Below are 15,354 nucleotides of genomic sequence, written 5' to 3' on the forward strand. Positions count from 1 at the left end.
GTGCTCCGGCCTTCGGGCCGGTGGTGCAGTGGACTTGTCCGCGTAGCGGGGCAGGAAAGACGAATCGCCGTCAAGGAGATTCGTCGTGCGCCTCGTCGGCGGTGAGCGCGATCTCAAGCAGGTGCACGATCTGAGAGTTCAGGGATCGCCGTTCGGTCTCGGCGCGGGCGACCAGCCGGGCGTGCACGTCATCGGGAAGCCGGAGCGTAATCCGCGTCATGACACCATCGTAGTGTCACGTCGGGTAAGATCGAATCGTGCAGCTCCGGTACAACTTCCGCCTCTACCCGACCCCGGGTCAGTGTCAGGCGCTGGCCCGCGCGTTCGGGTGCGCCAGGGTGGTGTACAACGACGCGCTGCGCGCCCGGCAGCAAGCCCACGCATCCGGTCTGCCGTACATCACGGACAGCGAGCTGTCCAAGCAGGTCGTCACCGAGGCGAAGAAGATCCCGGAACGGGCCTGGCTTTCCGGGGCGTCGGCGGTGGTGCTGCCGCAGGCCGTCACCGAGGCCGGTGTCGACCTCGGGCTGACGCATTTCGCGGTGCTGTCGGACGGCCGCAAGATCGGCAACCCCCGGTTTCTGCGCCGCGCCGAACGACGGTTGCGCAAGGCGCAGCAAGCCCTCAGCCGCAAGGCGAAAGGGTCGAGCAACCGCGCCAAGGCACGCGCCCGCGTCGCGAAGGCGCACGCCCGGGTGGCCGATGCGCGCCGGGACTTCACGCACAAGCTGTCCACCCAGATCATCCGCGACAACCAAGCGGTGATGGTGGAGGACCTGTGCGTGAAGGGCCTGGCCCGCACGAAGCTCGCGAAGTCCGTGCACGACGCCGGATGGGCACAGTTCGCCGGGATGCTGGAGTACAAGGCCGCCCGGTATGGCCGCACCTTGGTGAAGGTGGATCGCTGGTTCCCCAGCTCGAAGCTGTGCTCGGCCTGCGGCACGGTGGCCGGGTCGATGCCGCTCAACGTCCGCTCGTGGACGTGCGCGGCGTGCGGCACCCTGGTCGATCGGGATGTCAACGCCGCGATCAACATCCTCGCCGCCGGACGGGCGGAGAGGCTAAACGCCTGCGGAGGGATCGTAAGACCCGCCGCCTAGCGGAGGGCAGCACCCGGAGAAGGCCGCGCGGAAGAAGCTGGCCGCCGCCCAGAAGGTCTACGACCGCCACTCCACCGAGCTCAGGGCCATGGCCGTCGCCCAGTACACCGGCGGCGAGCCCGGCGCGCTCACCCTGCTGTCCGGAGAGCGGGAGCCGACGGCCCTCTTCGGCCGGACGGCCCTGGCCCGGCACCTCGTCGCCCGGCAGGACGCCAGGCTGCGCGATCACGCCAGGGTCAGGGACGAGCACCGTCAGGCGACCGGCGAGGCCGCCGCCCGCGCCAAGGAGCTCGCCCGCACGACGGGCGACCTGGAGGAGCGCAAGGAGAAGGCCGAGAAGCAGATCGAACGCACCAAGGACAAGATCGACCAGTTGCACGAGGCGCCGGGCGTGCGGCGCTCCGACGGCACGTGGGTGCCGCAGCTGCCCGAGGGGTCCGACCACATCACGCCCAGGATGCGGCTGGTCAGGAAGCTCATCCAGGACCGGTTCGACGTGCCGTACGGGATCGGCTGCTTCCGGGCGATCCAGGACGGCGGCGAGCATCCGCTCGGACGCGCCTGCGACTTCATGCTGAGCCGCGGCGGCGCCATGCCGTCGGCGGCGGAGCTCGAACGCGGCGACCAGATCGCCAAGTGGGCGATCAAGAACGCCAAGCGGCTCGGCATCATGTACGTCATCTATCGCCAGCGCATCTGGCACGCCACGTCCGGGACGTGGCGCACGATGTCGGACCGTGGCGGCACGACGGCCAACCACTACGACCACCCGCACATCTCGGTCTATTGACCGGTCAGTCCTTGGCCAGGGCCGCCAGCAGGCGGTCTTCGGTGACCTCGGGACCGGTCAGCTGCTCGGTGATCGCGCCGTCGCGCAGCACCACCACGCTGTCGCAGTTCTCCACCAGCTCGGCGACGTCGGACGAGATGAGCAGGATCGCCAGCCCGTCCACGGCGAGCTCGTCGAGCAGCGCCTGCATCTCCAGCTTGGTCGCCACGTCGACCCCGCGGGTCGGCTCGTCCAGCAGCAGCACCTTGGGATGCATGGCCAGCCACCGGGCCAGCAGCACCTTCTGCTGGTTGCCGCCCGACAGCTCGCCGGCCGGCTGCCGGGGCGAGACCGCCTTGATCCCCAGCCGCTTCATGAACGTCGTCACGATGCCGTCCACCTGCGCGTCGGACACGATCCCGGCCCGCGACAGCCGGGGCAGCGCGGCCAGCGCGATGTTGTCGCGCACCGACAGCGTGGGCACGATGCCCTCGGTCTTCCTGTTCTCCGGCACCAGGCCGATCCCGGCGCGTACGGCGCTCCTGACCGACCACTTGCGGGCCCCCGGTGACGGGCGCGCGCCGGCCACCGTCACCTGTCCCGCGTCCACCGGCAGGGCGCCCGCGATGGCGCGGGCCGTCTCGCTGCGGCCGGCGCCGAGCAGCCCGCCGAGCCCGACCACCTCGCCGGCCCGCACCGCCAGCGACACCCCGTCGAGCACGTGGTGGCGGGTGAGGCCCGTGGCCTCCAGCACGGGCACGTCGGCGGGCTCGTCGGCCTGGCCGGCCGCGAGCGGCGGCTCCACCGGGTGGAACGGCCGCCCCAGCATGAGCGAGACCAGCCGCAGCCGGTCGAGCCCCGCCATCGGCCCGGTGTGCACGACCCGGCCGTCACGCAGCACCGTGACCCGGTCGCAGATTCCGAACAGCTCTTCCAGCCGGTGGGTGACGTAGATGACCGAGCGGCCCTCCTCGCGCAGCCGGGTCACGGCGCCGAACAGGGTCTCCAGCTCGGCGTGCTCCAGCGCCGACGTCGGCTCGTCCATGATGACCAGGCGGGCGTCCGCGGTGGCCGCCCTGGCCAGGGCGACGAGCTGGCGGGTGCCCTCGTTGAGCGAGGCGAGCGGGCGGCGCACGTCGACCCGCAGCCCGTACGCGGCCAGCACCTCCTCGGCGCGGGCGTGCACGGCCGCTGCGTCGATCAGCCCGAGCCGGCCCCGCGGTTCCCTGCCGAGCAGCAGGTTGCGGGCGACGCTCATGGTGGGGACGAGGTTGGTCTCCTGGTGGATCGTGGCGATCCCGGCCCGCCTGGCGTCGGCAGGGCCGGCGAACCTGACCGGGTCACCGTGGACGCGCAGCTCGCCCGCGTCGGGCGGGTAGACGCCGGAGAGCACCTTCACCAGGGTCGACTTGCCCGCGCCGTTTCCGCCGACCAGGGCGTGCACCTCGCCGGGGCGTACGGACATGGTGACGTGGTCGAGGGCGGTGACGCCCTGGAAGGTCTTGAGAACGCCTGCCACCTGTAGCACGGTTGCCTCCACCTTGATGGTGGTCGAGCAAGAAAACATTCCCGTAACGGGTTTGTCACATTCGATCAGTAGGGCGATCAGAACTGGGCGACGTGCAGGCGCACGCCCCGGCCGCTCAGCTCGTCGAGCACGTCGCGGGGCGCGGAGTCGTCGGTGACCAGGTGGTCGATCTGGTCGGCGGGCACGGTCTGGACCATCGTGTCGACGCCGACCTTGGTGTGGTCGGCCAGCACGACGACCTCCTCGGCGGCCGCGGCCAGCGCCCGGTCGACGCCCGCCACCTGCACGTTGGGCGTGGACAGGCCGCGGTCGGCGCTCAGCCCGTTGCCCGAGATGAACGCCCTGCGCACCCGCAGCCCCGCCAGCGAGTGCTCGGCCGCGCTGCCCACCAGGGCGAGGATCGACCCGCGCAGCGTGCCGCCGGTCAGCATCACCTCGACGCGCGGCGAGCCGGCCAGCACCTGGGCGACCAGCAGCGAGTTGGTCACCACGGCCAGCTCGGAGTGCCGCGTCAGGCGGCGGGCGAACTCCTGCGTGGTGGTGCCGGGCCCGACCACGATGGCGTCGCCGTCCTCCACGAGCGCGGCGGCCAGCTCCGCGATGGCGGCCTTCTCGGCGGACTCGAGCGAGACCTTGTGCGCGTAGCCCGCCTCGCGCGACAGCTCGCCCGGCAGGGTGGCGCCGCCGTGGTGGCGGTTGAGCAGGCCCTCCGACTCCAGGGCGCGCAGGTCGCGGCGGACGGTGACCTCGGAGGAGCGGACGGCCTGGGCGAGCTCGCGCAGCGACACCGCGCCGTTGGCACGCACCAGCTCGAGGATGCGCTGCCTGCGTTCGGCGGCGAACACGGGCCTGCGGCCGTCGCTCTGCGTGTCGCTCACGTCCCGATCATATTCGACGCGCCAACATGCGTTCACCTCTGACCGAACGCGAACGAATCTGATCGGAAATCTTGACCGGCTCGGTCCGGCAGTGCTTACTTTGGAGCATGTCAGGGTCAAAAGCTGTCCGAACGTGATCAGCGCACCGAAAGGACCCCCCGTTGCGTAAGCCCCTCGTGCTGTTGCTCGCCGTTCTGATGTCCGTCTTATGGCAGGTGCCGCCATCCGCCTCCGCCTCCTCCTCTGCCCCTTCCTCCGGCTCGGCCGCGGTCGAGCGGCACGGCCTGCGCGGTGACTACTACCTCGCCTCGGCCGCGGGCGCGTTCGACTTCGCCGAGCTCAAGGCGAGCGTCGTCGACCCCAACCTGGAGCTGGCCGACCTGAACCCCGTCTTCACGATGCTGACGGGCAGGGAGGACGACGTCACCGTCCGGTGGACCGGGCAGATCCAGCCCGAGCACTCCGAGACCTACACCTTCTCCATGATCGGCGACAACGGCTTCCGCCTCTGGATCGACGGCAAGCCGATCATCGACCACTGGGTGGACGACTGGGACAAGGAGCAGACCGGCACCCCGATCGCCCTGGAGGCCGGCAGGAAGTACGACGTCAAGGTCGAGTACTTCGAGCACTACGGCGGCGCCCACCTGCGGCTGCGGTGGCAGAGCCCGAGCCAGCCGAAGGCCGTCGTCCCCGCGGAGGCGTTCACGCTGCCCGAGGACTTCGAACCCGGAGGCCCGGCCGAGGCCCGGCTCGACGAGGCCGGCGACGTCGCCACGCTCACCTTCCCCAAGGCGCTCGCCGAACTGCCCGCGGGCACGGCCGGCAAGCTCGCCGTCACCGTCGGCGGGACGGCCTGGCCCGTGACCTCGGCGACCCTGAAGAGCCCCGAGACCGTCGAGCTCAAGCTGAAGCACCCGATCCCCGCCAAGGCCGGCAACACCGTGCGCACCGGCTACGACGGCACCGGCGGCATCACCTACGCCGACGGCACCGAGCTGGCCGCCTACACCTACGGCTACGTGCTCAACGCCTCCGCCTACATCCTGCGCAGCAAGTGGGCCGACGACGTCGACCCGGCCAGGCCGCTGCCCGAGTACCCCAGGCCGCAGCTCGTCAGGGACCGCTGGCAGAGCCTCAACGGCACCTGGCAGTTCGGCCCGGCCAAGGAGGGCGAGGCCGCGCCCATCGGCCGTGACCTGCCCGAACGCGTCGTCGTGCCGTACCCCGTGGAGTCCCAGCTGTCCGGCATCGGCCGGCACGAGGAGCGCATGTGGTACCGCAGGACGTTCGAGGTGCCGCGCGGCTGGCGCGGCGAGCGCGTCCTGTTGCACCTCGACGCGGTTGACTGGCAGGCCGCCGTCTACGTGAACGGCAAGCAGGTCACCACCCACAAGGGCGGATACGACCGGATCAGCGTGGACGTGACCGGCGCGCTCAAGCGCCACGGCCGCCAGGAACTGGTCGTGGGCGTGTACGACCCGACCGACACCGGCAGCCAGGCCGTCGGCAAGCAGCGGCTCAACCCGGGCGGCATCTGGTACACCACCGTGTCCGGCATCTGGCAGTCCGTCTGGCTCGAGCCGGTCGCCAAGGACCACGTCGAGCGCGTCGACGCCGTGCCCGACGTGCCGGGGCAGGCGGTCAAGGTGACCGTGCACGGCTCGCCGGGCACGGTGATCGTGACGGCCAGGGACGGCCGGCGCGTGGTCGGCAGGGCCACCGGCAGGACCGGCGAGGAGCTCAGCATCCCGGTGCGCAAGCCCAGGCTCTGGTCTCCCGACGACCCCCACCTGTACGACCTGGAGGTCAGGCTCGAGCGTGACAGGGTCGAGTCGTACTTCGGGATGCGCTCCATCGAGGTGTCCGGCAACCGGATGCTCCTCAACGGCCGGCCGGTCTTCCAGATCGGCCCGCTCGACCAGGGCTTCTGGCCCGACGGCATCTACACCGCCCCGACCGACGAGGCCCTGCGCCACGACCTGGAGCAGACCAAGGCGCTCGGCTTCAACGCGGTGCGCAAGCACGTCAAGGTCGAGCCCGACCGCTGGTACCACCACGCCGACAAGCTCGGCCTGCTGGTCTGGCAGGACATGCCGTCGACCGTACGCGCCGACGACCGGCCCCAGTTCGAGACCGAGCTGCGCGAGCTGGTCGACCAGCACCGCAGCAGCCCGTCGATCGTGATGTGGGTGCCGTTCAACGAGGGCTGGGGGCAGTACGACCAGGCGCGCATCGCCGACCTGGTCAAGGGCTGGGACCCCTCGCGCCTGGTGAACAACATGAGCGGGGTCAACTGCTGCGGCGCCGTGGACGGCGGCAACGGCGACGTCAAGGACTTCCACATCTACCCCGGCCCCGGCAACCCCGGCAAGCCCGAGGGGACCAGGGCCAACGTGATCGGCGAGTACGGCGGGCTGGCCCTGCCGATGGTCGGCCACACCTGGTCCGGCGGCGGCTGGGGCTACGCGGTCGAACCCGACCCCGAGTCCCTCACCGACCGCTACGTCGGCATGATCGAGGAGTTGGAGCGGCTGCACGCCTGCGAGCAGCTCAGCGCCGCGATCTACACCCAGACGACCGACGTCGAGACCGAGATCAACGGCCTGATGACGTACGACCGGGCGGTCACCAAGCCCGACGTGAAGCGCGTCCACGACGCGCACAAGGCGCTGACGGGCGCGATCAACCCGCCCTGCGCCTGAGCTCCGCCATGCCCGGGCCTCGTGGCCCGGGCACGGCTCCTGATAGGAAAGGAACGCCATGACCCCCCATGTCCGGGCAGCCGCGCTGACGCTGGCCGTGCTCCTCACCGCGTCGGCCTGCGCCAAGTCGGAGGAGCCGCAGAGCGCGCCCGCCGCCACCAGCACCGCCGGGCAGCAGGTCGTCCAGAGCCCCACCGGCTCGGCCGGGCCCACGTGCACGCTCGAACAGTTCGGCGGCACGAAGTTCGACCTCAAGACGGCCACGGTCGGCTTCTCCCAGTCGGAGAAGGAGGCCAACCCGTTCCGGATCGCCGAGACCAAGTCGATCAGGGACGAGGCGGCCGAGCTCGGCATCAAGGACCTCAAGGTCACCAACGCCCAGTCGCAGTTCTCCAAGCAGATCACCGACGTCCAGCAGCTCATCGCCCAGGGCGTGCAGCTCCTGGTGATCGCCCCGCTCAACTCCGACGGCTGGGAGCCCGTGCTCCAGCAGGCCGCCGCCAAGAAGATCCCGATCATCACGGTCGACCGGCAGATCAACGCCAAGCCGTGCAGCGACTATCTGACGTTCATCGGCTCGGACTTCTACGAGCAGGGCAAACGCGCCGCCGACCGCATGATCGACGCTCTCGGCGGCAAGGGCAAGGTCGCCATCCTCCTCGGCGCCCCCGGCAACAACGTCACCACCGAGCGGACGAACGGCTTCAAGGACCGCGTCAAGGAGAAGGCGCCGGGCATCACGATCTCGTTCGAGCAGACCGGCGAGTTCGCCCGCGAGAAGGGCCAGCAGGTCACCGAGCAGCTCATCCAGTCCAACCCCGACATCAACGGCATCTACGCCGAGAACGACGAGATGGCCCTGGGCGCCGTGACCGCGCTGAAGGGCGCGGGCAAGGAGGCCGGCGACATCAAGATCGTGTCGGTGGACGGCACCCGCAGCGCCGTCCAGGCCATCGCCGACGGCTGGCTGCACGCCGTCATCGAGTCGAACCCCCGCTTCGGCCCGCTGGCCTTCGAGACCGCGCAGAAGTTCCTGGACGGAGAGGCCATCCCCGACAAGGTGATCATTTCCGACCGGGACTACGACACGACCAACGCCAAGGACTCCCTCGGTGAGGCGTACTGACTTGGAACCGGTTCTCGAGGCCAGGGGGGTCAGCAAACGCTTCCCCGGCGTGCTCGCCCTCGACGGCGTGTCCCTCGCCCTCCGCCCGGGTGAGGTGCACGCCCTCGTGGGGGAGAACGGCGCCGGCAAGTCCACGCTGATCAAAGTCTTCACCGGCGTCTACCAGCCGGACGGCGGCGAGCTGCGCCACAGGGACGAACCCGCCGCCTTCGGCACCCCCATGGACGCGCAGCGCGCCGGCATCTCCACCATCTACCAGGAGGTCAACCTCGTCCCGATGATGAGCGTGGCCCGCAACCTGCTGCTCGGCCGCGAGCCGCGCCGCTTCGGCGTGATCGACTCCGCCGCCATGAACGGCGAGGCGGAACGGGTCCTCGCCGGCTACGGCGTCGAGACCGACGTCAGGCGGCCCCTGCGGTCGCTCGGCGTCGGCGCCCAGCAGATGGTCGCCCTGGCCAGGGCGGTGTCCATCGACGCGCGGGTGGTCATCATGGACGAGCCCACCTCGTCGCTGGAGCCGCGCGAGGTCGAGACGCTGTTCGGGGTGATCAGGCGGCTGCGCGACGAGGGCATCGCCGTCATGTACGTCAGCCACCGCCTCGACGAGCTCTACCGGGTGTGTGACCAGGTGACCGTGCTGCGCGACGGCCGGGTCGCCCACACGGGGGCGCTGGCCGACGTCGAACGCCTGCGGCTCATCTCGCTGATGCTCGGCCGCGACCTGAACGAGGTCCGCTCGCACGGCATGACCCGCTTCTCCCGCGACCGCGCGGGCCTGCGAGCGGGCGCGGACTCCGACGGCTCTCCTGACGGCGGGGGGAGCCGGCGCTCCCCGGCCGTCGAGGCACGCGGCCTGACCCGGCGGCACGTCCTCGACGGCGTGGACGTGTCCGTCCGGCCGGGCGAGGTCGTCGGGCTCGGCGGGCTGCTCGGCGCCGGCCGTACCGAGACCGCCAAGGCCATCGTCGGCGCGCTCCCGCTGGACGGCGGGCAGGTGCTCGTGGCCGGGGCGCCCGTGCGCGCCGGCTCCACCACGGCGGCCATCCGCGCGGGCGTCAGCCTGCTGCCCGAGGACCGCAAGGCCGAGGGCATCATCCCGACCCTGTCCGTCCGCGAGAACATCGCGCTCGCCGCGCTGCCCTCGCTCGGCCGGGGCGGCGTGGTGTCGGACGTCAAGATCGACCGCGTGGTCGAGATCTTCATGCGGAGGCTGAGGATCAAGGCCGCCTCGCCGCACCAGCTCGTCTCCGAGCTGTCCGGCGGCAACCAGCAGAAGGTGCTGCTCGCCCGCTGGCTCGCCGTACGGCCCAAGGTGCTGCTGCTCGACGAGCCCACCCGGGGCATCGACGTCGGCGCCAAGGCCGAGGTGCAGGCGCTGATCGACGAGCTGGCCGGGGAGGGGCTGGGCGTGCTGCTGATCTCCTCCGATCTGGAGGAGCTGGTCGAGGGCGCCGACCGGATCCTCGTGCTGCGCGACGGCGCGGTCGCCGGGGAGCTGTCGGGCGACGACGTCACCGAGGAGAGGATCATGGCGACGATCGCGGAGCAGTCCGATGGCTGAGCTCACCACCCACGGCGGCGGCCGGGTCGCCGTGCTGAAACCACGCGTGTTCGCCTGGGTGCAGGACTACGGCGTGTACGCGGCCGTGCTCGCGCTGCTGCTGTTCAACGTACTGTTCACCCCGCACTTCCTGGACGTGTCGAACTTCCGCACCCAGCTCGTCCAGGTCACCCCCATCGTGATCGTCTCCCTGGGCATGGCCCTGGTGATCGGCACCCAGGGCATCGACCTGTCGGTCGGCTCGGCGATGTCGCTGGCCGCCGCGCTGGTCGTCCTCTACCTCGGGTACGGCTGGCTGCCCGCGCTGATCGTCGCCGTGCTCGGCGGGGCCGCGGTGGGAGCCGTGGGAGGGGCGCTGGTCGCCTACGTCAACGTGCAGCCGATCGTGGCCACGCTGGCCCTGCTGGTCGGCGTACGAGGGCTGGCCAACGTGCTCGTGCCGCAGCTGGTCGAGTTCCGCAACCCCGACCTGATCGCGCTGGGCAGCAGCTCGGTCGCCGGGATCCCCGTCATCGTGCTGATCGCGGCGGCCCTCACGCTCGTCGTGATGTTCGTGGTGCGGCGGACCACGTTCGGCCGGCAGGTGGTGGCGATCGGCGGCAACCGGTCGGCCAGCGAGCTGTCCGGGCTGCCCGTCAAACGTGTCCTGCTGATCGTCTACGTGATCTCCGGGCTGCTCGCGGCGCTGGCGGGGGTGCTCGCCACCGCACGGCTGCAGGCCAGCGACCCGACGTCGCTCGGGCTGTTCATCGAGCTGTCGGCGATCACCGCCGTCGTCGTCGGCGGCACCCCGCTGACCGGCGGCCGGATCAGGGTGCTGAGCACGGTCATGGGCGCGCTGCTCATGCAGCTGCTGGCGGCCACGCTGATCAAACACAACCTGCCGCAGTCGTGGACCCAGATGGTCCAGGCGGTCATCATCCTGGCCGCCGTCTACGCCACCAGGGAGCGTGCAACTCGATGAACCGCGGACAGGTGAGCCGGGTGCTCCAGCAGCACGGCGCGGTCATGGTGCTGGGCGTGGTGGTGATCGTGGGCAGCCTGGCGTTCGACTCCTTCGCCACGCCGGGGAACGCGGTCAGCGTGGTGGTGTCGTCGTCGTTCCTGGCGATCATCGCGATCGGCATGACGTTCGTCATCATCAGCGGCGGCATCGACCTGTCGGTCGGGTCGCTGTTCGTCCTGGGAGGCGTGCTGGGGGCCTACGGCTCGCAGCACGGGCTCGCCGTGGCGCTGCTGCTGCCGCTGGCGGTGTGCGGGCTGGTCGGCCTGCTGCAGGGCCTGGTGATCGCGCGTACGGGCATGGCCCCGTTCATCGTCACCCTGGCCGGGCTGCTGGGGGTGCGCGGCCTCATGCTGGCGATCTCCGACGAGGGCGCCACGACGTATCTGGTGAAGGACCCGGCCTTCGCGGAGCTGGGGCGGGGACAGGTGCTCGGCCTGTCGTACCCGGTCTACATCACGATCGCCCTGTCGCTGGCCGCGATGGTGCTGCTGCAGCGTACGGGCTTCGGCCAGAACGTCTACGCCATCGGCGGCAACGAGCAGGCGGCGGCGCTCATGGGCGTGCCGGTGGCGCGGACCAAGGTCTACGTGTACCTGATGTCGGGGCTGCTCGCCGGGCTGGCCGGCGCGCTCAACGCGGCCCGCCTGTCGTCCGGGGTCACGATCCTCGGCATCGGGCTGGAACTCGACGTGATCGCCGCCGTCGTGATCGGCGGGACCCTCCTGACCGGGGGAGCGGGCGGGATCACGGGGACGGTGGCGGGGGTGCTGCTGCTCGGCGTGATCCAGAGCCTGATCAACCAGGTGGGCGACCTGACATCGGCGTTCCAGCAGGTGGTGAGCGGGTTGTTCCTGGCGCTGGTGGTGGTGGCGCAGCGGCTGCTGAGCAGGGCGCAGCGGCTGACCTGACCGCGGACCGGACCTAGCGGGCCCGCCCGCGCGGCCTGAGCCGGATGGCGGGCAGGACGGGCGCGGGGAGCGGCGCCCCGTCGAACCCCTCGACGGCGCCGAACCCCTCGCCCTCCATCCAGTCCTTCCGGTACGCGGCGATGTCGTCGTGGGAACGGCCGACGAAGTTCCACCACATGACGATCTCCTCGCCGAACGGCTCGCCGCCGATCAGCAGCACCCGGCCCCGCCCTGACAGCCGAACGCGGGAGCGTCCCGGCGGGAGATAGCGCAGCGGCCCGCGCTCCAGGTGGTCGACCGCGCCGTCGAGCAGCAGCAACCCGTGCTCGAAGCCCGCGTCGAGCGGCACCTCTCCGGCGCCGTCCACGGTGATCTCGGCGCCCACGAGGGGCGTGAACGTGGTCGCGGGGGAGAGCACCCCGCCGAGCGCCCCCATGATCACTCTCGCCTCGAAGCCGGGCCCGCGCAGCACGGGCATGACGGGATGGTGCTCGAAAGCGGGCCCGGCGTGCCGGTGCTCGCCGGGCAGCGCCACCCACAGCTGCACCCCGTGCAACACGGTGAGCGGCGACTCCTCCGAGTGCGAGATGCCGCGGCCGGCCGTCATCAGGTTCAGCTGCCCGGGGCGTACCTCCTGCAGGGTGCCGAGGCTGTCGCGGTGCAGCACCTCGCCCGAGACCAGCCAGCTCACGGTCTGCAGGCCGGTGTGCGGGTGCGGAGGCACCCGCATCTCGGCCCGCTGCGGCCCGTAGGCGTCCACGAAGCACCACGCGCCGATCATCCGCCGCTGCCGGCCGGGCAGGGTCCTGCTCACCGCCATCGCGCGCGGGCCGCCGAGCGGGACCTCGCGGCCCGCCAGCACCTCGCCCAGGCCTTCACCGTCCGGGCCTTCACCGTCCGGGCCTTCACCGTCCGGGCCGGCGCCGCAGCGGATCTCCCGCGGGTCCCGCTCCAGGTTGCTCACGCTCCGACTGTACGTCCCGCGCCGGGTGGTCAGGCCAGGGTTTCCCACCAGCCGTCCACCACCGGGGCGGCCGTCGTGTCCACCGCCTCGCCCGGCCGCGGCACGACGATCGTGACGTCGCGGGCCTTGGCCTCGCGCCACAACCGCTCCACCGGCTCCGCCCACGGGTGCAGGGCCAGCGTGAACGTCGCCCAGTGCACCGGGAGCAGCAGCCTGCCGCCCAGGTCGAGATGGGCGTTGACGGCCTCTTCCGGAGTCATGTGGATGTCCGGCCAGGCCGGGCTGTAGGCGCCGATCGGCACGAGCGTCAGGTCGAAGGGCCCGTGCGCCGAGCCGATGCCCCGGTAACCCTCGAAATAGCCGGAGTCGCCGGCGTAGAACACCCGCCTGCTCGCCCCCGCGACGACCCAGGAGCCCCACAACGTGTCGTTGCGGGTGAACGTCCGGCCGGAGAAGTGCCGGGCCGCCGTGGCGACGAAGCGCAGCCCCGCGACCTCGGCCTCCTCGTTCCAGTCGAGCTCGATGATCCGGAACGCGGGCACGCCCCACCGCTCCAGGTGCGCGCCGATGCCGAGCGGCACCAGGAACGGCGCCTTCTGCGTCCGCGTCAGCCCGCGCACGGTCGCCAGGTCGAGGTGGTCGTAGTGGTCGTGGGAGATGGCGATCGCGTCGACCTGCGGCAGTTCGCGGAGCTCCACGGGAACCGGATGGTGGCGCTTCGGGCCGATGAGGTGCGAGGGCGAGGCCCGCGTGCTCCACACCGGGTCGAACAGCACCCGCCTGCCCTCGATCTCGACCAGCGTGGAGGCGTGGCCGTACCAGACGGCCCGCACGCCGTCGGCGGGCGGCGGGCCGGACGGCGGGACGCGCATCGGGACGATGCCGCCGGGGCGGCGCTGCTCCCTGTCCCTGGCCAGGTCGCCGAGCATGCTCGCGGGCGGCCTGGCCAGGGCCGTCTCCGGCGTCGGGTTGGCGAACGCGCCGTCCCTGAACTGCGGCGAACGTCGTATCCGCCCCTCCCGGTCGGGCCCCGACGTCAGTGGCCGTACGCCCAGCTCCACGGGCAGGTCGCGCAGTGCCCAGCCGGCTGCGGCGAGGGCCGCACCACCCGCGAGGACGCGCCGTGCCGTCCGCATTCGTGCCATCGCTCACTCCCCTGGAAATTCAGTCGGTCCCGCTCAACCCGGCGGGATACCCCGGTGTTCCCCAACCTACGATATATCGCGATAGTTCCCACTGGCTTGATCGCCCCGCCATCCACGATGTGGTCGACGCTGCCGGCGGGACCGGCCACGTGGCGAGCGCGGCGCGCCGGTGGACAGGATGGCGGCGTGGGCGCGCCAGGGCGCGCATCGGTGGCCGCGGGGCTCGGCGGTCAGCCGATCGGGGAGAAGCCCCGCTCCGACCAGATGGCGCGCGAGGCCGCCTCCGGGTCGTTCAGGTCGGCGGGTCCGACGTCGAAGACGTGGGTGGTGGCGGTCGCCGCGTCGTACCGGGGCCAGCCCGGGTCTCCGGTGGCGGCGAACGCCGTCCAGGCCGTGCGGACCTGGTCCGACAGCTTCGGCAGGTCGGGAGACTCGCCGGCGAGCATCTGCGCCAGCTCGTCGTCGAGCGCCCCGAAGGTGAGCGGCACGTCCAGGCCGTGGCAGGCCCGGAACACCGGCGTGGGCGCCCAGGTCAGTTCGTAGGCGAAGGTCGTGCCGGTGTGCGCGTCGGCGAGCAGCGCGCTCGGCATCCTGAACATCCAGTCCGAGAGCAGCGTCACGTACAGGTCCTCGTCGGACGCCTCCGGGAACGCCTCGCGGTAGGCACGCTCGGCCCCGGCGGGCGCGAGGACGCGCATGGCCCGCCCGACGTCGTCGAACCGCCCGCCGCCCATGACGTGGAACATCCGGTACTCGTCCCGGTTGAAGCCCGCGATCAGCTCGACGTCCCGGCTCGCTCCGGCGGCCAGGGCGTTCCACGGCGTGTCGGGCAGCACCTCGCCGTCCACCACGGGCGCGAAGGCGATCGGGGCGAACGCGATCGGCCCCCATTCACGGGGATTTCCCGGGATGTCCTCGGTGGCGACCGCCTCCGCCGCCGCCACCAGCACCTCCGCGGGGCTGTCGTACGGGGATCTTCCCCCGGTCCTGGCGACGATCGACTCCGTGACCCGCGCCGCGTGCGCCGGCGTGAAGAACATCCCCGGCACGCTCTGCGCGATGGCCCGCCGGAACAGGCCGCCGGCCAGGGGCATCGCCATCAGGCAGGCGACGGCGCCGGCGCCCGCCGACTCGCCGAACACCGTGACGTTGCCCGGGTCGCCGCCGAACGCGGCGATGTTCTCCCGCACCCAGCGCAGCGCGGCCACCGAGTCCAGCAGGCCCCGGTTGTCAGGAGCGCCGGGAACGTGGCCGTACCCCTCCATGCCGACCCGGTGGTTGAACGTGACCACCACGACGCCGTGGCCCGCCAGCGTCGCGCCGTCGTAGACGGGCAGGTCGGCGCAGCCCGAGCGGTACGCGCCGCCGTAGATCCACACCATGACCGGCAGGCCGGAACCGCCGGGGTCGGGCGTCCAGACGTTGACGGTGAGGCAGTCGAGCCCTTCGTCCGGGCTCCACGCGGGCAGGCCGGGCATCATCGGCGGCTGGGGCGGCCGCGGGCCGAACCGTACGGCCTCCAGCACGCCGTCCCACGGGTCGGGCGGAACGGGCGCGGCGAACCGCAGCGGCCCGAACGGGGTCTTCGCGAACGGTATGCCCTTGAAGACCGAGATGCCGTTCTGCTCAGAACCGCGTACCCGGCCGGCGCCGATAGTGATCAT

The 15,354-nt window shown here is 71.6% G+C and carries 13 protein-coding genes; 7 read left to right on the top strand and 6 right to left on the bottom strand.

The annotated features are described in order from the left end of the window. Positions 1–70: 70 nt before the first annotated feature. On the bottom strand, positions 71–220 hold the full coding sequence (locus ABGB14_RS18660; protein WP_347644941.1) for an Arc family DNA-binding protein: 150 nt from the start codon (positions 218–220) through the stop codon (positions 71–73). A gap of 37 nt (positions 221–257) precedes the next feature. Between ABGB14_RS18660 and ABGB14_RS18665 the strand changes: the two genes are divergently transcribed. Together ABGB14_RS18665 and ABGB14_RS18670 are read left to right on the top strand one after the other, a co-directional pair. Next, positions 258–1,100, top strand: a complete 843-nt coding sequence (locus ABGB14_RS18665) for an RNA-guided endonuclease TnpB family protein (RefSeq protein WP_347644942.1) — start codon at positions 258–260, stop codon at positions 1,098–1,100. Between the two features lie 88 nt (positions 1,101–1,188). Continuing rightward, a complete protein-coding gene (locus tag ABGB14_RS18670; RefSeq protein ID WP_347644943.1) occupies positions 1,189–1,890 on the top strand; it encodes a hypothetical protein in 702 nt (233 codons plus the stop codon). A 4-nt stretch (positions 1,891–1,894) separates the two neighbouring features. Here ABGB14_RS18670 and ABGB14_RS18675 read toward each other — a convergent pair whose 3' ends face one another. Further along, positions 1,895–3,388, bottom strand: a complete 1,494-nt coding sequence (locus ABGB14_RS18675) for a sugar ABC transporter ATP-binding protein (RefSeq protein WP_347644944.1) — start codon at positions 3,386–3,388, stop codon at positions 1,895–1,897. Between the two features lie 86 nt (positions 3,389–3,474). After that, positions 3,475–4,275, bottom strand: a complete 801-nt coding sequence (locus ABGB14_RS18680) for a DeoR/GlpR family DNA-binding transcription regulator (protein WP_347644945.1) — start codon at positions 4,273–4,275, stop codon at positions 3,475–3,477. Positions 4,276–4,436: 161 nt separating this feature from the next. On the opposite strand from ABGB14_RS18680, the gene ABGB14_RS18685 reads away from it, so the two are divergent. From ABGB14_RS18685 to ABGB14_RS18705, 5 genes are read left to right on the top strand one after another with little or no spacing between them, the layout of a single operon-like run. Further along, positions 4,437–6,980 carry a PA14 domain-containing protein gene (locus ABGB14_RS18685; RefSeq protein WP_347644946.1) on the top strand — a complete coding sequence of 848 codons (2,544 nt, stop codon included), beginning with the start codon at positions 4,437–4,439 and terminating at the stop codon, positions 6,978–6,980. Between the two features lie 58 nt (positions 6,981–7,038). Further along, positions 7,039–8,106 (top strand): ABC transporter substrate-binding protein, encoded by a 1,068-nt coding sequence (locus tag ABGB14_RS18690; protein WP_347644947.1) that lies wholly within the window; start codon positions 7,039–7,041, stop codon positions 8,104–8,106. Then, positions 8,093–9,667: a sugar ABC transporter ATP-binding protein gene (locus tag ABGB14_RS18695; protein WP_347644948.1), complete on the top strand. Its 1,575-nt coding sequence runs from the start codon at positions 8,093–8,095 to the stop codon at positions 9,665–9,667. Before ABGB14_RS18690 ends, ABGB14_RS18695 begins: the two co-directional genes overlap by 14 nt. Further along, entirely contained in the window at positions 9,660–10,631 is a 972-nt protein-coding gene (locus ABGB14_RS18700; protein WP_347644949.1) for an ABC transporter permease, read from the top strand. The genes ABGB14_RS18695 and ABGB14_RS18700 overlap by 8 nt, the downstream gene beginning before the upstream one ends. Then, positions 10,628–11,581, top strand: a complete 954-nt coding sequence (locus ABGB14_RS18705) for an ABC transporter permease (RefSeq protein ID WP_347644950.1) — start codon at positions 10,628–10,630, stop codon at positions 11,579–11,581. The genes ABGB14_RS18700 and ABGB14_RS18705 overlap by 4 nt, the downstream gene beginning before the upstream one ends. 13 nt (positions 11,582–11,594) lie before the next feature. Here the strand turns inward: ABGB14_RS18705 and ABGB14_RS18710 are convergent, their stop codons facing one another. From ABGB14_RS18710 to ABGB14_RS18720, 3 genes are all read right to left on the bottom strand, one after another. After that, entirely contained in the window at positions 11,595–12,545 is a 951-nt protein-coding gene (locus ABGB14_RS18710) for a pirin family protein (RefSeq protein WP_347644951.1), read from the bottom strand. Positions 12,546–12,574: 29 nt separating this feature from the next. Next, a complete protein-coding gene (locus ABGB14_RS18715) occupies positions 12,575–13,690 on the bottom strand; it encodes an MBL fold metallo-hydrolase (protein ID WP_347644952.1) in 1,116 nt (371 codons plus the stop codon). A 230-nt stretch (positions 13,691–13,920) separates the two neighbouring features. Continuing rightward, positions 13,921–15,354 (bottom strand): carboxylesterase family protein, encoded by a 1,434-nt coding sequence (locus tag ABGB14_RS18720; RefSeq protein ID WP_347644953.1) that lies wholly within the window; start codon positions 15,352–15,354, stop codon positions 13,921–13,923.

It is taken from the genome of Nonomuraea sp. B10E15, assembly GCF_039871615.1.
Taxonomy (GTDB): domain Bacteria; phylum Actinomycetota; class Actinomycetes; order Streptosporangiales; family Streptosporangiaceae; genus Nonomuraea.

Excerpts from the sequence above, each read along its gene's own strand:
- ABGB14_RS18660 (WP_347644941.1), bottom strand. The coding sequence starts at position 220 with ATGACGCGGATTACGCTCCGGCTTCCCGATGACGTGCACGCCCGGCTG.
- ABGB14_RS18670 (WP_347644943.1), top strand. The coding sequence starts at position 1,189 with ATGGCCGTCGCCCAGTACACCGGCGGCGAGCCCGGCGCGCTCACCCTG.
- ABGB14_RS18690 (WP_347644947.1), top strand. The coding sequence starts at position 7,039 with ATGACCCCCCATGTCCGGGCAGCCGCGCTGACGCTGGCCGTGCTCCTC.
- ABGB14_RS18700 (WP_347644949.1), top strand. The coding sequence starts at position 9,660 with ATGGCTGAGCTCACCACCCACGGCGGCGGCCGGGTCGCCGTGCTGAAA.
- ABGB14_RS18705 (WP_347644950.1), top strand. The coding sequence starts at position 10,628 with ATGAACCGCGGACAGGTGAGCCGGGTGCTCCAGCAGCACGGCGCGGTC.
- ABGB14_RS18715 (WP_347644952.1), bottom strand. The coding sequence starts at position 13,690 with ATGGCACGAATGCGGACGGCACGGCGCGTCCTCGCGGGTGGTGCGGCC.
- ABGB14_RS18720 (WP_347644953.1), bottom strand. The coding sequence starts at position 15,354 with ATGATCACTATCGGCGCCGGCCGGGTACGCGGTTCTGAGCAGAACGGC.